At 52.9% G+C, this 22,109-nt stretch carries 20 protein-coding genes, 2 tRNA genes and 1 pseudogene; 11 read left to right on the forward strand and 12 right to left on the reverse strand.

Annotated features, from left to right (window positions below; genetic code table 11):
• Positions 1-53: 53 nt before the first annotated feature.
• Together SERS4_RS0116565 and SERS4_RS0116570 are read right to left on the reverse strand one after the other, a co-directional pair.
• Positions 54-449 carry a cupin domain-containing protein gene (locus tag SERS4_RS0116565; RefSeq protein WP_017893329.1) on the reverse strand — a complete coding sequence of 132 codons (396 nt, stop codon included), beginning with the start codon at positions 447-449 and terminating at the stop codon, positions 54-56.
• Positions 450-534: 85 nt separating this feature from the next.
• Positions 535-1,317, reverse strand: a complete 783-nt coding sequence (locus SERS4_RS0116570; RefSeq protein WP_037410431.1) for a carboxymuconolactone decarboxylase family protein — start codon at positions 1,315-1,317, stop codon at positions 535-537.
• A 171-nt stretch (positions 1,318-1,488) separates the two neighbouring features.
• Between SERS4_RS0116570 and SERS4_RS0116575 the strand changes: the two genes are divergently transcribed.
• The 3 genes from SERS4_RS0116575 (at position 1,489) to SERS4_RS0116585 (ending at position 5,628) form a co-directional block, all read left to right on the forward strand.
• Positions 1,489-2,388 (forward strand): LysR family transcriptional regulator, encoded by a 900-nt coding sequence (locus tag SERS4_RS0116575; protein WP_017893331.1) that lies wholly within the window; start codon positions 1,489-1,491, stop codon positions 2,386-2,388.
• 359 nt (positions 2,389-2,747) lie between these two features.
• On the forward strand, positions 2,748-5,123 hold the full coding sequence (locus SERS4_RS0116580) for a glucose/quinate/shikimate family membrane-bound PQQ-dependent dehydrogenase (RefSeq protein WP_012145820.1): 2,376 nt from the start codon (positions 2,748-2,750) through the stop codon (positions 5,121-5,123).
• A gap of 310 nt (positions 5,124-5,433) precedes the next feature.
• Positions 5,434-5,628, forward strand: a complete 195-nt coding sequence (locus SERS4_RS0116585) for a hypothetical protein (RefSeq protein WP_017893332.1) — start codon at positions 5,434-5,436, stop codon at positions 5,626-5,628.
• Here the strand turns inward: SERS4_RS0116585 and SERS4_RS0116590 are convergent, their stop codons facing one another.
• Complete coding sequence (locus SERS4_RS0116590; RefSeq protein WP_017893333.1) at positions 5,629-6,885, reverse strand: MFS transporter; 1,257 nt, start codon at positions 6,883-6,885, stop codon at positions 5,629-5,631. It abuts the gene before it with no gap.
• Between the two features lie 80 nt (positions 6,886-6,965).
• Positions 6,966-8,273, reverse strand: a complete 1,308-nt coding sequence (locus SERS4_RS0116595; RefSeq protein WP_012145823.1) for an alpha-glucosidase/alpha-galactosidase — start codon at positions 8,271-8,273, stop codon at positions 6,966-6,968.
• Positions 8,274-8,473: 200 nt separating this feature from the next.
• Between SERS4_RS0116595 and SERS4_RS0116600 the strand changes: the two genes are divergently transcribed.
• Positions 8,474-9,322, forward strand: a complete 849-nt coding sequence (locus SERS4_RS0116600) for an AraC family transcriptional regulator (protein WP_017893334.1) — start codon at positions 8,474-8,476, stop codon at positions 9,320-9,322.
• A 320-nt stretch (positions 9,323-9,642) separates the two neighbouring features.
• Entirely contained in the window at positions 9,643-10,473 is an 831-nt protein-coding gene (locus SERS4_RS0116605; RefSeq protein ID WP_017893335.1) for a lytic polysaccharide monooxygenase, read from the forward strand.
• Between the two features lie 49 nt (positions 10,474-10,522).
• Here the strand turns inward: SERS4_RS0116605 and SERS4_RS0116610 are convergent, their stop codons facing one another.
• The 3 genes from SERS4_RS0116610 to SERS4_RS0116620 all read right to left on the reverse strand — a co-directional run bounded on the left by SERS4_RS0116610 (position 10,523) and on the right by SERS4_RS0116620 (position 13,293).
• Positions 10,523-11,977 carry an EmmdR/YeeO family multidrug/toxin efflux MATE transporter gene (locus SERS4_RS0116610; protein WP_017893336.1) on the reverse strand — a complete coding sequence of 485 codons (1,455 nt, stop codon included), beginning with the start codon at positions 11,975-11,977 and terminating at the stop codon, positions 10,523-10,525.
• 136 nt (positions 11,978-12,113) lie between these two features.
• Positions 12,114-12,512 carry a type II secretion system pilot lipoprotein GspS gene (gspS, locus tag SERS4_RS0116615; protein ID WP_012145827.1) on the reverse strand — a complete coding sequence of 133 codons (399 nt, stop codon included), beginning with the start codon at positions 12,510-12,512 and terminating at the stop codon, positions 12,114-12,116.
• A 94-nt stretch (positions 12,513-12,606) separates the two neighbouring features.
• Positions 12,607-13,293: a cysteine hydrolase family protein gene (locus SERS4_RS0116620; protein WP_017893337.1), complete on the reverse strand. Its 687-nt coding sequence runs from the start codon at positions 13,291-13,293 to the stop codon at positions 12,607-12,609.
• A 164-nt stretch (positions 13,294-13,457) separates the two neighbouring features.
• Here SERS4_RS0116620 and SERS4_RS0116625 point away from each other — a divergent pair, with 164 nt between their 5' ends.
• Positions 13,458-14,420 (forward strand): GlxA family transcriptional regulator, encoded by a 963-nt coding sequence (locus SERS4_RS0116625; RefSeq protein ID WP_017893338.1) that lies wholly within the window; start codon positions 13,458-13,460, stop codon positions 14,418-14,420.
• Positions 14,421-14,519: 99 nt separating this feature from the next.
• Here the strand turns inward: SERS4_RS0116625 and SERS4_RS0116630 are convergent.
• Positions 14,520-14,609, reverse strand: a tRNA-Ser gene (locus SERS4_RS0116630).
• A gap of 92 nt (positions 14,610-14,701) precedes the next feature.
• Here SERS4_RS0116630 and mtfA point away from each other — a divergent pair.
• Together mtfA and SERS4_RS0116640 are read left to right on the forward strand one after the other, a co-directional pair.
• Positions 14,702-15,490 carry a DgsA anti-repressor MtfA gene (mtfA, locus tag SERS4_RS0116635; RefSeq protein WP_017893339.1) on the forward strand — a complete coding sequence of 263 codons (789 nt, stop codon included), beginning with the start codon at positions 14,702-14,704 and terminating at the stop codon, positions 15,488-15,490.
• A gap of 102 nt (positions 15,491-15,592) precedes the next feature.
• Positions 15,593-15,668 (forward strand) — tRNA-Asn (locus SERS4_RS0116640).
• Positions 15,669-15,818: 150 nt separating this feature from the next.
• Here SERS4_RS0116640 and SERS4_RS0116645 read toward each other — a convergent pair.
• Both SERS4_RS0116645 and SERS4_RS0116650 read right to left on the reverse strand, forming a co-directional pair.
• Positions 15,819-16,436: a dTMP kinase gene (locus tag SERS4_RS0116645; RefSeq protein ID WP_017893340.1), complete on the reverse strand. Its 618-nt coding sequence runs from the start codon at positions 16,434-16,436 to the stop codon at positions 15,819-15,821.
• A 253-nt stretch (positions 16,437-16,689) separates the two neighbouring features.
• The gene (locus SERS4_RS0116650; protein WP_017893341.1) at positions 16,690-17,088 is read right to left on the reverse strand and encodes a VOC family protein; all 399 of its coding nucleotides are present in this window, start codon (positions 17,086-17,088) and stop codon (positions 16,690-16,692) included.
• A gap of 152 nt (positions 17,089-17,240) precedes the next feature.
• Between SERS4_RS0116650 and SERS4_RS27450 the strand changes: the two are divergent.
• Together SERS4_RS27450 and SERS4_RS0116655 are read left to right on the forward strand one after the other, a co-directional pair.
• Positions 17,241-17,387, forward strand: a pseudogene (locus tag SERS4_RS27450) (ISNCY family transposase); the annotation flags it as partial.
• Positions 17,388-17,599: 212 nt separating this feature from the next.
• Positions 17,600-18,352 carry a hypothetical protein gene (locus SERS4_RS0116655; protein ID WP_017893342.1) on the forward strand — a complete coding sequence of 251 codons (753 nt, stop codon included), beginning with the start codon at positions 17,600-17,602 and terminating at the stop codon, positions 18,350-18,352.
• A 428-nt stretch (positions 18,353-18,780) separates the two neighbouring features.
• On the opposite strand, the gene SERS4_RS0116660 is transcribed toward SERS4_RS0116655, so the two are convergent.
• On the reverse strand, positions 18,781-19,464 hold the full coding sequence (locus tag SERS4_RS0116660) for an O-methyltransferase (protein ID WP_017893343.1): 684 nt from the start codon (positions 19,462-19,464) through the stop codon (positions 18,781-18,783).
• Between the two features lie 306 nt (positions 19,465-19,770).
• Positions 19,771-20,811: a LacI family DNA-binding transcriptional regulator gene (locus tag SERS4_RS0116670; protein ID WP_026142437.1), complete on the reverse strand. Its 1,041-nt coding sequence runs from the start codon at positions 20,809-20,811 to the stop codon at positions 19,771-19,773.
• A 219-nt stretch (positions 20,812-21,030) separates the two neighbouring features.
• On the opposite strand from SERS4_RS0116670, the gene SERS4_RS0116675 reads away from it, so the two are divergent.
• Positions 21,031-22,059: an ABC transporter substrate-binding protein gene (locus SERS4_RS0116675; protein WP_012145835.1), complete on the forward strand. Its 1,029-nt coding sequence runs from the start codon at positions 21,031-21,033 to the stop codon at positions 22,057-22,059.
• Positions 22,060-22,109 lie beyond the last annotated feature (50 nt).

The following is a 22,109-nucleotide window of genomic DNA, read 5'->3' on the forward strand; positions in this document are numbered from 1 at the left end:
ATACCCGGTAACCGATCCTATCAGGAAAGTCAGACATCATCGTAGCGCAGCCATTATTTTTGGTACTGCGCGTCGCTGACCTGCTCCAGCCAATCCACCGGGCTGCCGTTTAATGATTCAGCGATGGCAATGTGGGTCATGGCCGTCTCCGGCGTCGCGCCGTGCCAGTGTTTGACGTCTTCCGGGATCCAGACGATATCGCCCTGGTTCATTTCCTGGATCTCCTCGCCCCACACCTGGATCCAACCGCGCCCCTGGGTGACGATCAACGTCTGGCCGAGCGGATGGGTGTGCCAGGCTGTGCGCGCACCTGGCTCGAAGGTCACGGTAGCACCGCCTACGCGGGCCGGCTCACTGCCGGCAAACGGCGCATCGATCCGCACCTTACCGGTAAAATAGTCTTCTGGGCCCGGACGGGAGGGTTGGGAACCGCTGCGTTGAATTTTCATTTGTTGCTCCGTTTCGGCCAAAGTAGCCGACGCTAATAGGGACAGAATAATTGTAGAGGCTGCCAGCCACTTCACTGGGTAATTCCTAACGGGTGACGGCTGATGAAGAGGCGCGCTTGGCAAACACCTCTTTGGCAACAGGTACGGCGGACATGGCGTTGGGCCAACCGACATAGAACGCCAGATGAGCAATAACCTCGCCAGCCTGTTGCTGGGTCAGGCCGTTATCCATTGCCTTGTTGAGATGGAAGGTCATTTGCGCCACCTGCCCGTTAGCTACCAGTGCGCTCACCGTAACCAAACTGCGATCGCGGGGTGCCAGTGCCGGCCGGAGCCAAAGATCGTGAAACAGCACGTCCGAGGTGTAGGCAACCAGCCCAGGGAACTGCTCACTGCCGACCGCGTTTTCTACCGCACTGGCCCGCAGCTGTTCCGCCGCTTCATCCAGCGGCAGCCGTTGGGGATCCGCCGCCGGCAATTCGGCAGCATTAATGCCGCGCCGTTGAAAAACCTCACGGGCAACCGCCACTGCCGCCATGGCATTACCCCAGCCGGTATAGAAAGCCAGATGGGTGATAATCTCCGACAATTCAGCGGCTTTTACGCCGTTGTCCAATGCCTGGTTGAATTGCGCTGCCATCAACGCGCTTTGGTTACGGGCGATAACCGCTGCGACAGTGATCACGCTGCGGTCGCGTGGCGAAAGCTCCGGACGCTGCCAAAGATCGCCCTGTAATGTGCCACGCTGAAATTGGGCCAATGCCGGTGAAACGCTTTTAACCCGCTCTTCCAACTCCGGAGTTTCCGCCCCGGCACTGCCGGAAATCGCCATCGACATAGAAAGGGCTGTGGCTGCAAAATATTTCATTCATTTATCTCCCGATAAGGGTGGCGCGAAAGACCAAAGATAACGTCGCTCCGGCATCAGGACTAGATGGCAAAATGCGCAAGGAGCTATGAGCTGAATTCATTAATTGTCGGTGGTCATCGCAAACGGCTAGAATATCGTCATTAATTCTGCCCATACGGCGAGGCCGGGATGTTAAAAGAAAACTTTAACGATTTAATTTCGTTTCTGATGGTCGCCCGCGAGCGTAGCTTCACCAAAGCGGCAGCGAAACTTGGCGTTTCCCAATCGGCCTTGAGTCATGCCATCAGGGGGCTGGAAGAACGGCTGGAACTGCGTTTATTGACCCGAACCACCCGCCGCGTGGCTCCTACCGAAGCCGGTGAAAGACTGCTCAACAGCATCGGTCCGCGTTTTACCGAGATTGAAACCGAGCTGAACGCATTAAGTGAAATGCGGGCACGTCCGGCGGGCAACATCCGCATCACCGCCGGCGAACATGCCGTCGACTCGGTGCTGTGGCCGGTGTTGAAGACATTTCTGGCGGACTACCCGGATATCAATGTCGAGATCACCTTGGATAACACCCTGACCGATATCGTCAGCGGCCGTTTTGATGCCGGAATTCGTCTGGGTGAACAGGTCGCCAAGGATATGGTTGCGGTGCGTATCGCAGCGGATATGCGCCTGATCCCCATCGCCTCCCCCGCTTATTTTGAACAATACGGCACGCCAACCACCCCACAGGAACTGCAAAACCATCGTTGCATCAACATGCGCTTACCCACCATGGGCGGTCTCTACGCCTGGGAGTTCGAAAAGGACGGGCGCGAAATTAAGGTTCGGGTCGACGGCCAGCTAACCTTTAACAGTCTGCGCCAACGCATTGACGCGGCGAGGCTCGGCTTCGGCATCGCCTTTGTCCCGCAAGACAGCGTCACCGATGAGCTAGCCGACGGCCGTTTGGTCCAGGTGCTCGACGAATGGTGCCCACGGTTCCCCGGCTATCACCTCTATTATCCCAGCCGCAGGCAGCACACCACCGCCTTTGCGCTGTTTGTCGAGGCACTGCGCTACCCACGGCAAGCCTGAAAATCTAATTTCCATTCATAAAGCCAACAAAAAATCGTCGAAACAGCACAAGGTATGCAACGAAAGAGTAACAATTGGAGTAACCTAGCCGCGCTTCAGGCGGAGCGGTCGCCAGCCTCTCAATGAAGGGGCAAAACGCTACGCCCGATGCAGTGTTTTTTTACTTTCGTCCCCAATGACAGAGTTTTTCAATAAGCCAAAACCAGCCTCACCATTTTAACTGCCACTGCCTTTTAGCCTTGGCGCTGGAGAGGGTTTGCCGAACGCACGGGATGGATTTTTAGGGAGAAACCGCGTGTTTTTTTGGATATGGCTTAATCTCTAAATCGGGGACTTTTCATTTTGGTAAGGATAATACTATGCAAAATAAAGCATCATTGTCGCCGCTCATCATCATCACGGCATTATTTGCCGCGCTGAGCGGACTCTATCTGCTGGGAGGCGGCATCTGGCTGGCCAAGCTCGGCGGTTCGCTGTATTACATCATCGCCGGCCTGGTGTTGCTGGTTACCGCCTGGCTGTTGGCTCGCCGCCGCGCCACTGCCCTGCTGCTGTATGCCGTATTTTTACTCGGCACCACAATTTGGGCACTGTGGGAGGTCGGCCCGGACTTCTGGGCACTGACGCCACGTCTGGACGTCACCTTCTTCTTCGGCCTGTGGCTGGTATTGCCGTTTATCTATCACAAGCTGATTGCCAGCGGCAAGTTGGCCTACAGCGCACTGAGTATCGCGCTGGTGTTTACCGTCGCAGTACTGGCCTATGCGGTGTTTAACGATCCGCAAGAGATCAACGGCACCCTTGAACCGGCCCAGGTGAAGGTTGCCCCTCAGGCCTCAGACGCCGATTGGCCGGCCTATGGACGTACTCAGGAAGGTACGCGTTATTCCCCACTGAGCCAGATCAACGACAAGAATGTCGGTCAGCTCAAGGAAGCCTGGACCTTCCAGACCGGCGACCTGAAAACCGCCAACGATCCGGGGGAAATCACCAACGAAGTGACCCCGATTAAAATCCGCGACACGCTCTATCTGTGTACCCCACACCAGAAACTGTTCGCGCTGGACGCGGCCACCGGTAAGCAAAAGTGGCAGTTTGATCCTCAGTTGAAGTTCAACCCAACCTTCCAGCACATCACCTGCCGTGGCGTTTCTTATCATGAGACCCCTGCCGCCGCAGGCAACGCCACCGACGCCTCGCCGGCACAGTGCGCACGCCGCATTATCCTGCCGGTGAATGATGGCCGCCTGTTTGCTTTGGATGCCGAGACCGGCAAGCCTTGCGCCGACTTCGCCAATAACGGTGAACTCAATCTGCAAAGCAATATGCCATATGCCACTCCGGGTCATTATGAGCCGACTTCACCACCGGTGATCACCGATAAGGTGATTGTCATTGCCGGTGCGGTGACCGATAACTACTCCAATCGCGAACCTTCGGGCGTGATCCGCGGTTTTGACGTCAACAGCGGTAAACTGCTGTGGGCGTTTGATCCGGGTGCAGATGATCCCAACGCCATTCCGGCGGATGAACATCACTTCACGCCGAACTCGCCAAACTCCTGGGCGCCTTCAGCCTACGATGCCAAGCTGGATATCGTTTACCTGCCAATGGGGGTGACCACTCCGGATATCTGGGGCGGCGATCGCACGCCAAACATGGAGCGCTACGCCAGCGGCCTGCTGGCATTGAACGCTTCTACCGGTAAACTGGTGTGGTTCTATCAAACGGTGCACCACGACCTGTGGGATATGGACGTACCGGCCCAGCCGACGCTGGCGGATATCACCGACAAGAGCGGCAACAAGGTGCCGGTGATTTATGTACCGACCAAGACCGGTAACATTTTCGTTCTTAACCGTACCAACGGTGAGTTGGTGGTTCCTGCACCGGAAAAACCGGTTCCGCAAGGCCCGGCCAAGGGCGACCGCCTGTCACCGACTCAGCCTTTCTCTGAGCTGACTTTCCGCCCTGAGAAGAAACTGACCGGCGCGGATATGTGGGGCGCCACCATTTATGACCAACTGGTTTGCCGGGTGATGTTCCACAGCCTGCGTTACGAGGGCACCTTCACCCCGCCTTCCGAACAGGGCACGTTGGTGTTCCCGGGTAACCTTGGCATGTTCGAATGGGGTGGCCTGTCTGTCGATACTGACCGTCAGGTGGCCATCGCCAACCCTATCGCGCTGCCGTTTGTGTCAAAACTGATCCCACGTGGCCCAGGCAACCCAATCGAGCCGCCGGTCGGCGATAAAGGCGGCAGCGGTACCGAAGCCGGTGTGCAACCACAATACGGCGTACCGTTCGGCGTGACCCTGAACCCGTTCCTGTCGCCACTTGGCCTGCCGTGCAAACAGCCTGCCTGGGGTTATATTTCTGCCGTGGACCTGAAAACCAACGACATCGTGTGGAAAAAACGCATTGGTACCGTGCGCGACAGTTCACCGCTGCCGTTACCGTTCAAAATGGGGATGCCGATGTTGGGCGGACCGGTCTCAACCGCCGGGAATGTGTTCTTCATTGGCGCAACGGCGGACAACTACCTGCGTGCCTTCAGCGTGACCAACGGTGAAAAACTGTGGGAAGCGCGGCTGCCGGCCGGTGGCCAGGCGACGCCAATGACCTATGAGGTCAACGGCAAGCAGTACGTGGTGATTTCCGCCGGCGGCCATGGCTCGTTCGGCACCAAACTGGGCGACTATATCGTTGCTTACGCACTGCCAGATGAGAAATAATCGTCGAGGATAGACCTATCACAGAGCACGCCGCCTGGCGTGCTCTGTCACCGTAAACACCCCGTAAAAACTTTTCACGCCAGACCGCCCTTTCCCACAATAAATTTCACATTATATGTTGATAATGATTATCATTCGCAATATTATAACTGCGTTGGCCCCGGCAGTGGCCGACAATCATCTCGATATGACAGGCAGTGAACTGACGGCCGCCTCCGGGCGGCCCTCTTTGGAGACATATGATTCAACACCGCAGCAGACAAAAAATCGTTATCGCCTCACCCATCCCTACCGGTATGGAGGTTTTTGCATGAGCCAACAACCTTTGACCGCCATGCTGATGCTGGTTTATCTGCTGCTGATGGTGCCGGCGCTGTTTGCGATCGACAACCGCCTGAGCACTACCCGCTGGGGCCAGGGCCGCCTGCTGCGCAAAACGCTGCAAACCGGGTTTATCATCGCCCTGACATTGTTGTTCTTTAGCCTCATGACATTACTGTATTGATTAATTCGCCGCCACCGGCAGCACAGTCTCTTGTTTTACCACCGCGACCTTGCCGCTCAGGGCAAAGGCCGAGATCAGGGTAAACAGCAAGGCAATGCATCCGAGAATCAGATACGAGGTTTTGAAACCGTAGTTGACGTACATCAGGCCCGCCGCATAGGACATGCCGATAGCCGATAGCTGCTTGAAGAAGCAGAAACCCCACAGGTAAATCGATGCGGAAAGATTCACATTAAACTGGGTGGTAATGTATTTGAAAATGCCCACCAGCAGGAACGGCACCTCAAACATATGCAGGGTTTTGAGGAAAATCACCGCAGTCACCGAGTCAGCCTGAGACGAACCGATAATCCGCACCGACATAATCACCCCGGCAATCAGCAGCGCGTTCTTGCCGCCAATGCGGTTGATGATCAATGGCGCAAAGAACATGATAAAAGCGTTGAGGAACTCACCCAGCGTGGTGACATAGCCAAACGCCTGAGTCCCGGCATGTCGATCGCTGAAAAACGAAGTGAAGAAGTTGGCGAACTGCTGATCGAACACGTCGTACACGCAGGCCACCCCGACGATATACATCACCAGGCACCAAAACTTGCGCATTTTCAGCAGGCTCAACGCCGCTTTCAACTTGATCGGTTTATGGTTCAGCGCCAACCCGTCCGCCACCGCCAGCGTGTTGTTTTGCTCAGGTTTGAACATATAAAGCAGGCCGGCCAACACCAGTGCAAAACTCGACGCCAGCCAAAACGCAAACTGGTTGTTGATGGTAAACATATAGCCAACGATCGACGCGCAAATCGCCCAGCCGATACAGCCAAACAGCCGGGCACGACCATACTCAAACTGGCTGCGGCGGCTCACCTTCTCGATATAGGCTTCAATTGCCGGCGAGCCTCCGCTGCACACCAACCCCAGGTAAATCCCGCACAAGAGCGCCCCGAGCACAAAGTTGGTTTGCAGCAGCGGCGAGAAGACATAAATAAACAGCGGCGCCAGAAACAGCAGCAGGAAAATGATCATCCACAACAGGTGTTTCTTCAGGCCAAATTTGTCGGTGACAAAACCAAAAATCGGTTGGAACACCAGCGCAAACAGCGCCATACAGGCGAATACCAAACCGGTTTGTTGCTGGTCGAGTTGGTTGACGTCATGCAACCAGATCGGGAAGAACGGCAGCACCGCCCCCATGATAAAGAAATAGAAAAAACAGAAGGCACCGAAGATCCAAAAGTTCTTGTTCTTTAAATAAAACATGGCTCACCATCCCATTTATGACGGCGCAGGAAGCCCCGCGCCTTGTGCGTTTTGAGGAGGTAATACAGTTAGTTTGGCGATCAGTGGTAGGCGGGAAGCCAGTTACCGTGGGCCTCAATCAGTTCATCGCAGAGTTTACGGATATCATCAATCGAAAGCTCGGCTGAAGTATGCGGATCCAGCAGTGCCGCGTGGTAAATCGCTTCGCGTTTATGGGTTACCGCGGCTTCGATAGTCAGCAGTTGGGTATTGATATTGGTGCGGTTGAGCGCCGCCAGTTGCTCCGGTAAATGACCGACGTAACAGGGCGAGATGCCCTGCCCATCCACCAGACAAGGCACTTCAACGCAGGCTTCGGCAGGCAGGTTGGTAATTAAACCGCTGTTGAGCACATTGCCACCAATCTTGTACGGGCGATCGGTTTCCATCGCTTCAATAATATAAGACGCATACTCATGAGTGCGGGTATGAGTCAGGTTGGCGTCATTAGTCAGCGCCAGCTTGCGCTGTTGCCATTGTTCGATCTGCTCAACACAGCGGCGCGGGTACTCGTCCAGCGGAATATTGAAGCGCTCAATCAATTCAGGATAGTTACGCTTGATCCAATAAGGCATGTACTCGGCGTTATGTTCCGAAGACTCGGTGACGTAATAGCCAAAGGTTTTCATGATTTCATGGCGCACCATATCGTCGTGCTTGCCCTGCAGCGCATTGGCGCGACGCTTGATTTCCGGGTACAGATCCTCGCCATGGCGACGAACGTCCAGCAACCAGGCCATATGGTTAATGCCTGCGATGTGGAACTGGACATCATCGGTAGGCATATCCACGCTTTTCAGCAGCGTCTCTGCACAGACCTGCACACTGTGACACAACCCCACCGTTTTCACTTCGGTATGGCGCAGCATGGCGCCGGTTAAGGCCGCCATCGGGTTGGTGTAATTCAGCAGCCAGGCATCCGGACATACCGCTTCAATATCCCTGGCGAAGTCAAACATCACCGGAATGGTGCGCAGCGCACGGAAGATGCCGCCTATCCCCAGGGTATCGGCAATGGTTTGCTGCAGGCCATACTTTTTAGCAATGGTGAAATCGGTGATAGTGCAAGGATCGTAACCGCCAACCTGGATGGCGTTAACCACATAATTGGCATTTTTCAACGCCGAACGACGATTTTCCACCCCGAGGTAGGGAGTGATCTTCGCCCTGCCGGCGTTAATATTGCGATTGATATTGCTGAGCATGGCGAAAGATTCATTGAGACGGGCGCTATCAATGTCGTACAGCGCGATATCCACCTCTTTCAATGCCGGCGTTGCCATGATATCGCCGAGTACGTTCTTGGCGAAGATGGTGCTGCCTGCGCCCATAAAAGTTACTTTAATCATCGTATTTCTCCGCTGCACTGGTTTTCGATAGGCTGAAATTACCCTGCAATCCCTAAGCCGGATATGGATGAATGTGACCTCATTATGGCGAAAAACGACGCAGCGCAAAAACTGTGAGCCAGGTCTGGATTTGGCGTTTACCCACCTAACGCATGGCCGCTACACTGTTAGCGTGGACAAGAAAACCAGGACATCGCCTGATGCATAAGAGTTTCACCCTAAACCGCACCGACAATATTGAGCTGAATCTGTACCAATATGGTGAGGAGAACTGCGACAAAGGGCACAGCTTCGGCCCGGCGGTGCGGCAGCACTATCTATTTCATTATGTGATAAGCGGAACCGGCGTACTGCACAGCGAATACGGTGCATTTCCAGTCGTTGCTGGTGAAGGTTTTTTGATCCATCCGCACGACGTAACCACCTATCGCGCCGATAAAAAAGATCCCTGGCATTACATGTGGCTGGAGGTCGACGGACTGGTGGCCGGCAAGATTTTCGAAGAGTGCCGCCTGAGCCGCCAGTTCCCGATTTATCGCCCCCGCAAGACTGACGAGACTCCCCAGGCCCTGAGCTACCTGCGACAGCTCGTTAGCCATGATGATGAACATCGATTGAAGACCCTCGGCCTGAGCTATCTGTTTTTTTCTGCGTTGATCGACAATGCGCTACAGGGCAGCGATGAACACCCCAGCGACAAGACGCAACATCTGCACAAAGCGGTCAAACTGATTGAAAACCGTTACCACGAACACCTGACCATTGAGCGCCTGGCCGCCTACTGCAATATCAACCGCAGTTACCTGTGCCGATTGTTCAAGGGAGCTTACGGTATCGGGCCAAAGGAGTACTTGCTTAACTTTCGCATGACGCTCGCCACCAGCCTGCTGCGTAACAGCCGGACGGCGATAAAAGTGGTGGGGATCTCGGTCGGCTATGAAAACCAACTGCATTTTTCTAAAGCCTTCAAACAGGTCCACGGCGTATCACCGGCCCAATGGCGGCAGGAAAATCAACCGGACAACGCCCCGCCTTGCCACAAAGGTTAAGCCATCACATCGTTGACCCTTCCCCCCACTCGCTATCGGTCTCTGAGAGCGATGTTCAGAGAAGAAACTTTTCTCTTCACCTTGTGAAGCATTCAATAAGTTAATTAATTAAATCTCACCATCTCACATTATTGTGATGAATATCACTAATTTTATCGAGATATCAGCAATAATACTTAAGTATTTTTTTAGTGCTGTTACCTAAACGTTTATCGACTCATTTATCCACTTGCCGTTACGCCCAATATTTGGCGTTGCATCAAGACGATACAGATGCAGCCTCAATTATGACGGGTTTAAATCATAGAGGAACAACTTCAATGTTATTAAAGAAAACCCTTTTGGTATTAGCCTCATGTTCATTATTTTCCACCGCCGCATTGGCTCAGGAGCAAGTTTCCACTACCAAAGAGCAGGCTTCGGCACAGCTTAGACACGGTTCTGTCGCTACCCCTATTTCACGCCAATACCAATGTTTTAAAGAAGGCGGGTTTTATTGGCCGGCGGACGGTTCAGGTATAAAAGAGAGTGATTGCCGGGCGGCATATCAATACATTTACAATAAATATCTTAACAAGCCCGGCTTTGTTTCACCGAAAAAAGAAGGCAATAAAAATAGCAGCAAGCAAGAAGTTAACCTGATTGAACAGTCTAACTATCAATTCAGGCAATGGAACGAAGTCTCCAAAAACGTCGCCGATTACAACAACCCCGCCGCCGTTAAGGCCGCGATACCCGATGGGCAGCTCTGCTCTGCGGGGAACGTGGGTACCGAATGGGATGACAGAGACAAAGTCTGGAATGACAAGTCAGGGTTGGACGTTAAAGCCCCTTGGCGCACTAGCGATATCCAGAAAAATGCAAATGGTAAAATCGATATTGTTTATGATGCAACGGCAACGCATGATCCAAGCTTCTTTGAAGTTTATATTTCCAAAGCCGATTACGATGCTGAAAAAGCCGAATTAAAATGGAGCGATCTTGAGCTGTTAGGCAAAGTTGAAAACGTGACTCCGGTGAACCAGCAATATAAATTCGCCGTCGATGCGAAAAACTATACCGGCAAACATGTGCTCTACGTTCGTTGGCAGCGCATAGACCCAGTTGGCGAAGGTTTTTATAGCTGCAGTGACGTCAATATCAAAGGCTGAATATTCATCGCTTGATGCCCGGTTCCTTGGCTGAACCGGGCCTTTCGCATCAGATATCGGATGGGTATTTTTCCGCCACATCAGGCTGTTTTAGCCGCGGATATTTCCATAGCCAACGTCCGCTGACCATACGCCAATAAAACAACGCACCGCGCACCGCCCAATCCATAAACATCCCTAACCAGACGCCGACCACGCCCATCCCCAGCACAATGCCCAGCGTATAGCCGGCCACCACGCGGCAACCCCACATGCCCAGCATCGACACCCACATGGCGAAACGAGCGTCGCGCGCGCCTTTCAAACCGGCGGGCAGCACCCAGGAAGCGGCCCAGATGGGCATAAAGGCGGCGTTGAGCCAGAGCAGCACCTTCACCACCTCCTTCACATCATCTTGTTGCGTATAAAACGAGGCGAACATTCCCGCCAGCGGCGCCGTGCCCCAGGCGATCACCGTCAGTCCAATCGTCGCCAGCCAGAAGATGTGCCGCAACTGCCGTTCCGCCTGGGCTATCTGCCCTTTACCCAGACGTTTCCCGACAATAATGGTCGATGCAGACCCCAGGGCGTTGCCCGGCAAGTTGATCAATGAAGCGACAGAGAAAGCGATAAAATTACCGGCGATAACGTTGGTACCCATACCGGCGACGAACATTTGGGTCAGCAACTTACCGCCGTTGAACAACACCGACTCAATGCTGGCGGGGATGCCAATCCCCAACACTTCCCACAAGATGGCCAGCTTCAATGGACTAAAATAACTTTTCAGCGTGATATGCAACGCCGGGTTAAAGCCGATCATCAGCACGTAGATAATCGCTATCGCGCCGATATAGCGGGAAATGGTCAGCCCCAATCCGGCACCGACAAAGCCCAACCCATGCCAACCCAACATGCCATAAATCAGGATGCTGCTGATGATGATATTCAGGATATTCATGCCGCCGTTGATCAGCAGCGGGATCTTGGTGTTCCCGGCCCCGCGCAACGCACCGCTGCCAATCAGCGCAATGGCCGCCGCCGGATAGCTCCAGACCGTTGTTTGCAGATAAGAAAGCGCCAATGCTTTCACCTGCGGCGTGGCGGCACCGGCGATCACATCAATAATCTGCTCGCCGGCAAAATGGATGCCCACCGCCAGCACCAGCGCCACCAGCGTCATCAACACCAGCGACTGGCGTGCCGCCGAGCGTGCTCTTTTGCGATCGCGCTTGCCCAGGCTGAAGGCCACCACCACCGTGGTGCCCAGATCCACCGCGGCGAAGAAGGAGATAATCACCATGTTGAAGCTGTCCGCCAGCCCGACCCCGGCCATCGCCTCTTTACCGATCCAGCTCACCAGAAAGGTGCTCAGCACTCCCATCAGCAGAACGCAGGCGTTCTCCATAAAGATCGGCACCGCCAGCGGCGTGATTTCACGCCAAAACAGGACGCGATAACTTTTGCGTTTTGGGTACCAGGGGGTATTTTCTACTCGCTGACGCAAGGCGGTATATGGCTTCAAGATCGGCTCATGGGATAAAAGTGAAACAACATTTCAAATAATGAGCGACAGATGCTTATCCTGCAAAGAATATTTTAAACGCAGAGGTGGATTGGGGGATGACGGGCGCCGCATGCCGCGCCCGTGCATACGGGGACTACTCCATGTAGTCTTCCTGATCGGACTTGGCTGCGGCAACAAAGTTTGCAGTACGATTGTTCAGCGCGGCACATTTGTCCGTCAGCAACTGACGATCCTCCAGTATGGCCAGATAACGAGCCTGAGCCAGTGCCGGCAACTGCTGATAACCCGCTGCCTGGGTGTCCCAGCCCCGATGTTCCGCCACGCGCATCGCGGTACGTTGCAATTTAACGTCATCCGGGATGTCCGAACGGTGACAGTTTTGCCGCAGGAAGTGACTACCAGCCAGCATGGTAGAAAGCTTTTCCAACTGTACTTGCAGTGGTGGCGGCGGCTGATGTGCCTTTTGCTGGCAGCCCACGAGGAATAACAAGGCCGCAGCGCCCAAAACTGAAGTGCGTAACACAGTCAACATAGTGATTACCCATAAAAAAGTGATGGTTGAAATCAGCTTAGGCGAGCCGTGAAATATTGCAAAGTGGCCGGTGGCCTGCTTCCTCGAAAACCGCTTAATTCACCGGCAGCGCCAAGACCTGATCGGTGGTTTTGATTTCAGCAAACACATCGGCTACCCCGGCCAGCGCAGCGCGTTGCAGCACGGCGTGATTCACAATTTGGTTATCCCAGGTAGCCAGATCGCGGGTGGCGGTGGCATCCTCGGGAATAATCACCTCATAGCCCAACGGCACCGCATCGCGCGCCGTTGAAGAGACGCACATATGAGTCATCAACCCACTCACTAGCAGCTTCTTGATACCCGCCTGCTTAAGTTGCTTATCCAGATCGGTGCCCACAAATGAACTGGGGGTGGCTTTGGTGATCACCCGATCAATGCCGGACGGCTGCAGATCCGGATGGAACTCGGCGAACTTGCTACCTTCGGCAAACAACGGCCCATTTGCCGGGCCAATATGTCGAATAAAAAACACCGGCATCTTGTGCTGATGGGCGAAACTGACCAACCGTTGCGTGTTCATCAGCGCTTTATTTCCGTCGGGGATGGGCATCTTGCCGATGAAGTATTCATTCTGAAAATCAATCACCAATAGCGCTGTAGCGTTAACCGGTAAAGATGTACTTGCCTGCGCACCGCTCATGGTACGAATGGTAGGTGCCCTTTGCTTATCATCGGCAAAACCCAGGCTGGAGGTGGCCATCGAGAGTGCCAGTGCAGTACCGGAAATCAGTTTTTTCATTTTGGTTTATCCTTGAGAGAACAACAAAACAGCACGTCGTTTCCTGCTGTGGTCGGGTTCAATTCTGCAGGTTGCAGTGATATGGCAACAGGTAGTCTAATAACCAAAAGCGATATCATCGGGCCAAATCGTCCACATAGGGTTAATAATAAAAAGGAAGCAGTATGGCGCCACTTAAAGTGGGTATCGTAGTTTTTAACAACATCATCCCGTTTCACCTTTCGGTGCCCTGTGCGGTGTTTGAGAAGGCACTGAACAGCAACGGGGAACCGGCCTATCAGCTGTTGATTTGCGCCACCGAACCCGGCCCATTAAAGACCAACGCTGGTTTCTCGATAGTGGCAGATCATGGATTAGCGGCGTTGGCGCAAGCCGATATGGTGATAGTACCCAGTTGGTGCAATCCCGAAGTCCCGCCATCACCACAACTTATCGACGCCCTGCTAGACGCCCATGCGCGTGGTGCTACCCTGGTCGGCCTGTGTGTCGGAAGCTTCGTTCTGGCGGCGGCCGGCTTACTCAACGGCCGTCCGGCAACCACCCATTGGCAATGGATGGCGGATTTTCTGCGACGATATCCCCAGGTGTCGATAGACCAGAATGTGCTGTACGTGGATGACGGCGATATTGTCACTTCCGCCGGCACCGCCGCCAGCATCGACTGCTGCCTGCACCTGGTACGCAAGCACTGTGGTGCGGAGAGCGCCAACGCGGTGGCCAGGCAATTGGTGGTGCCGCCACACCGTCAGGGCGGCCAGGCACAGTTTATCGAGCAACCGGTGTATAACACTGTGGGCGGTGACCGTTTCATGCAAACGCTGAGTTGGGCAACGGAAAATCTGCAGCAACCGCTGACGCTGGATGCACTGGCGGACAAAGCCTGCATGAGTCGCCGCAGCTTTACCCGGCGCTTTCAGCAAACTACCGGCACCAGCGTCATGCCGTGGTTGCTGAATCAGCGGCTGGCGATGGCGCAACGTTTTCTGGAGAAAACCGACCAGCCCGTCGAGCGCATTGCGCAGGCCGCAGGTTTCGCCACTGCGTTGTCAATGCGCAGGCATTTTCAGCGGCAGTTCAAGACGTCGCCGTCTTTATATCGCAAGGAGTTTCGCGTTACGGAAAAATAAGCCGGTCATTCTTACTGGCAGCGGTGGAATTCGGTGATGCTGTGAAGGGCTATCTGTGACGGGGATCGTTGAAAGAATTTTATCTAAGTGATTGAATAATGGCGGAGAGAGGGGGATTTGAACCCCCGGTAGAGTTGCCCCTACTCCAGTTTTCGAGACTGGTCCGTTCAGCCGCTCCGGCATCTCTCCTTCTAGTGCTTGCTATCATGCCCCTTTTTGCGGCATTTTTACAGGGTTAGCCTCCAGCCGAATGTTCAAGTGACGACTTTACGAGCAACGTGATGATTAAATGGCCGTGGAAAACGCATCAACCGCAGGCGGAGACGCTTGCCCAGTGGCAGGACGCATTGGCAATTCCCCTGCTCTCTCCGCTGGATGAGCGGGAACAACAACGGCTGATCGTCGTTGCCGGGCAGATCTTGCAGCAAAAAAGTATTGTCCCGTTGCAAGGGCTGGTGCTGACCTCGCAAATGCAGGCGCGTATTGCCCTGTTGTTCGCTTTGCCGGTGCTGGAACTGGGCGCCGAGTGCCTTGACGGTTTCAATGAGATCCTGCTCTACCCTACGCCGTTTGTTGTGGAAGATGAATGGCAGGACGACTTCGGCCTGGTGCACTCCGGGCCGGTGGTGCAATCCGGCCAAAGTTGGGAACAAGGGCCCATAGTGCTCAACTGGCAGGATGTGCAGGACTCTTTTGATCTCTCCGGCTTTAACCTGGTGATCCACGAAGCGGTACACAAGCTGGACATGCGCAACGGCGGCAGTGCCACCGGTATCCCGCCGATCCCGCTACGCGATATCGCCGCCTGGGAACATGACCTGCACGCCGCGATGGAAAACCTGCAGGACGAGATCGACATGGTCGGCGAAGAGGCCGCCAGTATGGACGCCTACGCGGCGACCGATCCGGCTGAGTGTTTCGCGGTGCTGTCGGAGTACTTTTTCAGTGCGCCCGAACTGCTGGCCAACCGTTTTCCGGTGATGTACCAGCATTTTAGCCGCTTCTATAAGCAGGATCCTCTCGCACGTTTACAGCGGCTTCAGGCTGAAAATGGCGCAGAAGCCCCATAATCCAGCCCGCTTTGCTCAGATGCTGAGCAGTCGCACCGAATAGGCGAATTTAGCGTTGACACATTCTGGGTGGCTGGATATGATGCGCCCCGTTCAGACAATTCCTCTGTAGTTCAGTCGGTAGAACGGCGGACTGTTAATCCGTATGTCACTGGTTCGAGTCCAGTCAGAGGAGCCAAATTCGAAAGACCCGCTTAAGGAGACTTAGGCGGGTCTTTTGCCGTTTGGTATTATTGAATCTCTGACAGAATCAGATTTTATCCATAACGATGCCGCGTTAACGGCGTTGAAGGTATAGCGTCAGAGCTTTCGAGCGGTATACGAATGACTATGGGTATCCCAGCACTCTGTGGATCTCAGAAATCACCTGCATCGTTGCGTCTTCGATCATTCCTTCATTACGGCATAAAAACCAGCCGCGATTTGCAATTTCCCGCTCGAACGCGCGGGTACAAGCAACATGCTCTTCCAGCTTATGAATCACCGTACTGCTTAGCCCACGTGGCCTGGCCGCGGCCCTCGCCCATGAAATATCTGGCGCAGTAACAACCCCGACATGCAGGTCTGGCGTTCGCACGTTTCGTTCAATGTTAAGCTGTAAAATCTCTGCAAATGGAACCATCCGACGAAACGCGGCATCCGAGGGATACCAGCGATCCATCAGGATAATGCTGTCCGGCGGCTGTTTAGTCAGCACGTGCCGGGAAATCCATGCACGGCTATCAGCAAAGCGCTTACAGACCTCCAATTCCAAATCCAGGTTGGGATTTCTGGCGAGCTGGTTAACAAGGGCCATTGTTTCCCCCCTGTAGGGATCGCTTTTTTTCTCGCAAAGTCGGATCACCTTCTTGTTGTCTGCCCTTAGTACTTTCGTAATGGCTTCCAACAGTGTGGTTTTACCGGCTCCCTTGGGCCCATCCAGAGCAACAAACAGCTGACGACTCATTGTTCAAATGACGATTGATATAGGTTTTTTGTAAAGCTTGAATCTGGCAAAAGCATCTTACTTCCTTCGTATGAATAACTGCCTCCCTCTTCGTCCGTCGGGGCAGCTGGCGCGTCAGCGCGAATCGGTGAGCAAGGAGCGGATGTTAACTTTCAAATGTACTGAAAGTAGAAGCGCTTCCTTAGAGTCAGGGCTGGCCTACGCCGTTTAATCAGGTTTATCCAAACGACAGCGTTGGCATCCTTTCAAAGGGCTAGAAGAACTCCATTTTTTCATAAGGATGAGTTATACAGGCGCTGAGGCGGCTATCCAAATCTCCGTCATGAACTTCCAGCTTGTGTCCATCAGGATCCAAAAAGTAGATAGATTTCCCTTCGCTCTTGTTTGTTTTCCACTCTGTAACACCCGATGATTTTAGGTGTTCAGCATACACATCGAAATCTTCGCTTCGGATGCTGAATGCGTAATGAGTGTAATCCTCCCGTGTAGTTACTACATCAGCAGAAAGACATAACCACAGATTTCCCAGACACAGGTAAGCGCCGCTGGCCCATCTGGCCTTAGGTATAAAACCAAGAATATTAACGTAAAAATCAAAACTTGTTGAAACATCACTTACGGCGATTGTTATGTGGTTCAGTCCGTTTAGCATGCAGTGTCTCATTAGCAGGGGACGGGAGGGTAAGAGTACTTAAGCTCATCGCCTGCGTAAATCGGTAGTGTGAGGTCCGCTGTTGGCACATAGCGGACCGCCCGAAGCGTGGCGAGGTCTGCTATGAACGAGGAGCGGACGTTGAAAATACACAGTCGGTACCTTCTGGCGATGAACCTTCCCGAAGACGTCATGCTACGAGCATCAACAAATCCCTGCGCTCGCTGAACGAAGATGACCTGCTTGAAGTCATGATAAAGCTTCAGGGGAGATCTGAGGCCATCTTTGGTAAAAGGTGAACTTGACAGCCCCCCCAGACTCACTGACTATTGGCGCTGTGTTGCAGTTACTGCAATCACTCCCTGAGAAGATTTCTGAGAAATGCAAATAACTTCAATGATATAATATACAAATAAAAACGTCGGGAAACCGGGATAAAGTTCGGGTGTCACAGAACTCCGATGAAATTTAACTTTTAATAAACACATAAGTAATCCTTGCAGGATAAATAATGTCAAAGGTAAGAATAAAAATAGTAACACTTGGTCATATGCCTGCCCGCTTCAATAAAGATAAAATAGCAGAGTATAAATCCAGTCTCTTTGAAATCAATAGCGTTATTGACGATCACCCATTAACCTGTGATTCTGATATTCCTGGCTATTGGGCTTTCTCTGATAATTTAATTTCTGAACAGTTACCAAGTTGTAATGATGCTGATATCTTAATTGCAATAACCAGCGTCCCTTTACAATATGATTGGTATTCACGTAGATTAAATGAGAATAAAGTTGTATTCACCTTTCACATGGTTAAAGACTTTTTGAAAGATGAAAATATTCCTCTTGAAAATGTTGTCTATAGAATTTTGTATGCATATTCACTTGCTTACAAGCGTTCTGAGGATCGACTTCCCAGTTATGACGATACTCCAGGATTCACACATGATGAAACCAAAGGGTGTCTTTTTGATATGAATGGGTTGAAAACAGACTTGATAGAGTCTTGCGATAAACCAATAATATGCAAAGATTGCGAACATAAACTAGCCACAAAAAAAGTTCCTACTAATTTGATTGAAACAGTCAAGAAAGAATTAAATGGAATAAGAAAAACTCGATATTATAGATGGGCAGACTTTATAAAGTCCCACCCTATTTTATCGCTGGCAATATCACTGATTTCAGTTGTTTTATTTGGAGTGCTAAGTTCAGTCATTGCATCAATACTATATGATAATGTCATAAAAAATTGGTTCGCATAATAACGATATGTTAAAGAGGTCGCTGCGGGAGAAATTTGCAGTGGCCTTTTCAACATATGGACATTTCTACCGAGCCAGTGATTAGACATTTTTACTGAACCTTGACACCCGCAGGGCCCCTCAGCGCGATTCTGGCACGGGCGGGCCGTTTCCACTACCTTTCTCCGTCAAGAATCCTGAAACACACCCCTGATAATTCCGGCGCGTCTGCATTGCTATGCAGTGAGATCTGTTCTTCACCGATTAGTGCTAGCAGATGTTGGAAACGTCAGCTTTTGGCACGAAGCAGACAAAGGCAAAACTTAGGGCTGCTTTGAGCGAGGAGCTGAAGCTCTGGGCATAACTCAAGCAGCACAGCTTTTGACAATCCTTTAGAAGTTGTGATTAAGAGTTGGCGGTGAGTTCGTTCTTCTTAGCGAAAAATATAATCACCGGGCTTTAACGATAGCCATGACGAAACCATCCCATCCTTTTTCACCAACAGTCTGTACTGCTGTAGCTTCAAGTCGCTCATCCTCAGAAATCATCTGAACAAACTCTCGCAGACCTTTAACGTTCGGATCATCACTGCTGGAGTCGATTACACCGCCACCGCGCACAGTGTTATCCCCAACGATAACAGTACCTTGTTGCGACAGTTTGATAGCCCATTCAAGATAGTGTGGGTTATTCACTTTATCAGCATCGATAAAAATCAGGTCAAAGGGGGCTTTAAGTGTTGGCAAGACATCAAGAGCTGCCCCAATACGCAACGTTACGCGCTCAGCCAGCCCCGCTTTGTTTATATTCTGGCGAGCAACCTCTGCATGATACTCGTTGAATTCAATTGTCGTTACGCTTCCATGTGGTGGGAGAGCCCTGGCCATCCATATGGTGCTATACCCCCCGAGCGTGCCTATTTCAAGAACACGGACAGCACGTGACATACGAATGAAAATGGCCAGCATTTTCCCCTGCAAAGCAGATACATCGTGTGTGGGCAATCCTTGATCTATGTTATTAGCGAGAGTGTATTTTAAATCTGAGTCTTCAGGGGCGAGCTTTTCAGAAAACCAGGCGTCTACCTGTGCCCATTTATCAGAATCTCGCGAAGGATAATCAGGAATTCGCATATGAAATCTATTCTCCTTAAAAAACCATATGAAATTTTAGCAGACATTTGTTACATCGGTTGGTACGCCTACCTTTTCTGAAGGTTAAAATCAGTAACGTCCGCTTTGGCAACAGCAGACTGTCAGAGCCCTTTGGACACAATCTCGCTTCGAGCAGAATTTTTGAGGCCCGTTCTTGCCACCCTTCCTCCCTATGCAGAAAACATCGTAGAACGACCAACAGATGACAAGCCCGAACGGGTAACGGGTTGTTGTCAGGAGTGGCTGCAAAGCCACCCGCCCGCCGCGATCTGAAATGAAGTAAACTCAGGCCCCGCGAATGGTGCCACGCCAGACAAAATCGGCATGGTACAGCCGGGTTTCACCCGGCATCTCCTGCCCCAGTGCCGGCATCATGCTCTCTTCTTTCTTTTCTTCGGCCACCAGCCACGCAACCGAATCCTGAGCAAATATCGCCACCGGCTGGGTAAAAGTGGTGAGATGGTAAGAAGACCAGGCCGCCTGCGGAATATCGTCGTAGCCCGCGACACAAAGATCTTCAGGAATACGCAGCCCAAAACGATGGCGCGCCTCGTCCATAAAGCCGCAGGCCAATAAATCCGTGACGCAAAACACAGCATCAGGCCGCTCGCGCCGGGTCAACAGGCGGTGCGCCAGGATCTGACCGCTCTCATAGGAGGTGGTACCGAAGCGCTCGACGCTCACCGGTAACCCCGCCGCTTCCGCTGCCTGCAGAAAACCCCGTTCACGCGCCATCAGGCTGGGCGTACAGGCCAAAGAGTTGGCAAAAGCAATGCGCTGGCAGCCCGCACGAGCAAACGCCATCACCACCCTGCCCGCCGCCTCTTCGTTATCCAGCCGGATACTGAGTGAGCCGGGCAAGGTGTCATCACGGTTAATCAGCACCAGCCGCTGGCCGTGCCTGTGACACAGCCGGGCAATGGCGCTGTCGGGCATGCCGGATAGCACAAAGGAGGCATCCGCCCGAAAGTTTATTGCCTGTTGCAGCGCCTGAGAGACGCTGTCATCGGAGCGATCGGTGTTAATCAACATGGCGATTTTACCCGCATCCTGCAAATGCTGGGTCAGCAAACGCACCAGGCTGGCCCGGTAAGGGGTCGCCAACTCTGAAACAATCAGGCAAACAATGCCGCTGCGGTTACGCACCAATCCCCGAGCCAAATGGTTAACGTGATATCCCAGTTCTTCAGCCGCCCGCATCACCTTCTCGCGGGTCGCCGCCGACACGCTGGCACCAGACGTATAAGTCCGCGAGACCGCCGATCGGGAAACCCCAGCCAATTCCGCCACGTCTTTCGCACTGATCATCGCCTTGTCCACCGCCATCTTCATATCCATCCATTTTCTGCTCTGCGAAAAGTTTGCCGCACTTTGCAAAGCTGTGCAAATTTTTATCGGTAAAAATGTTTCATTTTTGTGACGAGAAGGTTGAATTGTTTCATTGCGCGATTGACAGCACAATTTTTATCCTCTAGTTATTTGCACACACGTGCAAAAAGAATAGGCGACAACGTATCGCCACCCTACACAACCAAGGAGAACACCATGCATCGCGTTACTCTGATAGCGGTCCTCGCCGCTGGCTCTGCACTCTCTGCTTCACCTGTTTTCGCCGCTGGGAAATTGAACATGATCTGCTCCGCCGATGTGGTGGTCTGCGAACAGATGACCAACCTGTTCGAGAAACAGCATCCGGATATCAAAGTCAGTATGGTGCGCCTCTCCGCCGGGGAAGCCTACGCACGTATTCGTACCGAAGCCCGTAATCCGCGCACCGATATTTGGTGGGCAGGCACTGGCGATCCGCATATGCAGGCCGCGGACGAAGGGTTAACCCAGCCTTATAAATCCCCGTTGCTTGATCAACAGCACGACTGGGCACGCAAACAGGCGGAAAGCGCCGGTTACCGCACCGTGGGTGTTTATGCCGGGGCGCTGGGTTGGGGTTACAACACCAGGCTATTGGCGGAGAAAAAACTCAAGGTGCCTGCCTGCTGGAGCGACCTGCTGGACCCGGCCTACAAAGGCGAGATCCAGATGGCTAACCCAAATTCTTCCGGTACCGCTTACAACACCCTCGCCACGCTGGTGCAGATCATGGGCGAAGAACCGGCCTTCGACTACCTGAAAAAACTCAACGCCAATATCTCGCAGTACACCAAATCCGGCTCGGCGCCGGTGAAGGCAGCGGCACGCGGCGAAACCACCGTCGGTATCGTGTTTATGCATGATGCCGTCGCGATGCAGGTCGATGGCTTCCCGATCAAAGCAGTAGCCCCGTGCGAAGGCACAGGTTTTGAAATTGGTTCGATGTCGATCGTCAAAGGCGCACGCAACCTCAATGAGGCCAAGGTGTGGTACGACTGGGCGCTCAGCGCTGATGCGCAATCGCACATGAAAGACGCCAAATCCTTCCAGTTGCCGTCAAATCGTAACGCGGCGATTTCCGAATATGCGCCACGCTTTGAGAACATCAAACTGATCGATTACGACTTTAAAACCTACGGCGCGACAGAAAAACGCAAGGCACTGCTCAGCCGCTGGGATAAAGAGATCGGCGCCAGCGCCCAATAATTCACGTCCCTTTCCTCCCGAATGTGACGCGCTCTGAGACAAACCGGGCG

Source organism: Serratia sp. S4 (assembly GCF_000347995.1).
Taxonomy (GTDB): domain Bacteria; phylum Pseudomonadota; class Gammaproteobacteria; order Enterobacterales; family Enterobacteriaceae; genus Serratia; species Serratia quinivorans.

Excerpts from the sequence above, each read along its gene's own strand:
- SERS4_RS0116620 (WP_017893337.1), bottom strand. The coding sequence starts at position 13,293 with ATGAAAAAACTGATTTCCGGTACTGCACTGGCACTCTCGATGGCCACC.
- SERS4_RS0116625 (WP_017893338.1), top strand. The coding sequence starts at position 13,458 with ATGGCGCCACTTAAAGTGGGTATCGTAGTTTTTAACAACATCATCCCG.
- SERS4_RS0116660 (WP_017893343.1), bottom strand. The coding sequence starts at position 19,464 with ATGCGAATTCCTGATTATCCTTCGCGAGATTCTGATAAATGGGCACAG.
- SERS4_RS0116645 (WP_017893340.1), bottom strand. The coding sequence starts at position 16,436 with ATGAGTCGTCAGCTGTTTGTTGCTCTGGATGGGCCCAAGGGAGCCGGT.
- SERS4_RS0116565 (WP_017893329.1), bottom strand. The coding sequence starts at position 449 with ATGAAAATTCAACGCAGCGGTTCCCAACCCTCCCGTCCGGGCCCAGAA.
- SERS4_RS0116670 (WP_026142437.1), bottom strand. The coding sequence starts at position 20,811 with ATGGCGGTGGACAAGGCGATGATCAGTGCGAAAGACGTGGCGGAATTG.
- mtfA (WP_017893339.1), top strand. The coding sequence starts at position 14,702 with ATGATTAAATGGCCGTGGAAAACGCATCAACCGCAGGCGGAGACGCTT.
- SERS4_RS0116570 (WP_037410431.1), bottom strand. The coding sequence starts at position 1,317 with ATGAAATATTTTGCAGCCACAGCCCTTTCTATGTCGATGGCGATTTCC.
- SERS4_RS0116585 (WP_017893332.1), top strand. The coding sequence starts at position 5,434 with ATGAGCCAACAACCTTTGACCGCCATGCTGATGCTGGTTTATCTGCTG.
- SERS4_RS0116655 (WP_017893342.1), top strand. The coding sequence starts at position 17,600 with ATGTCAAAGGTAAGAATAAAAATAGTAACACTTGGTCATATGCCTGCC.
- SERS4_RS0116575 (WP_017893331.1), top strand. The coding sequence starts at position 1,489 with ATGTTAAAAGAAAACTTTAACGATTTAATTTCGTTTCTGATGGTCGCC.
- SERS4_RS0116675 (WP_012145835.1), top strand. The coding sequence starts at position 21,031 with ATGCATCGCGTTACTCTGATAGCGGTCCTCGCCGCTGGCTCTGCACTC.
- SERS4_RS0116580 (WP_012145820.1), top strand. The coding sequence starts at position 2,748 with ATGCAAAATAAAGCATCATTGTCGCCGCTCATCATCATCACGGCATTA.
- SERS4_RS0116595 (WP_012145823.1), bottom strand. The coding sequence starts at position 8,273 with ATGATTAAAGTAACTTTTATGGGCGCAGGCAGCACCATCTTCGCCAAG.
- gspS (WP_012145827.1), bottom strand. The coding sequence starts at position 12,512 with ATGTTGACTGTGTTACGCACTTCAGTTTTGGGCGCTGCGGCCTTGTTA.
- SERS4_RS0116650 (WP_017893341.1), bottom strand. The coding sequence starts at position 17,088 with ATGCTAAACGGACTGAACCACATAACAATCGCCGTAAGTGATGTTTCA.
- SERS4_RS0116600 (WP_017893334.1), top strand. The coding sequence starts at position 8,474 with ATGCATAAGAGTTTCACCCTAAACCGCACCGACAATATTGAGCTGAAT.
- SERS4_RS0116590 (WP_017893333.1), bottom strand. The coding sequence starts at position 6,885 with ATGTTTTATTTAAAGAACAAGAACTTTTGGATCTTCGGTGCCTTCTGT.
- SERS4_RS0116605 (WP_017893335.1), top strand. The coding sequence starts at position 9,643 with ATGTTATTAAAGAAAACCCTTTTGGTATTAGCCTCATGTTCATTATTT.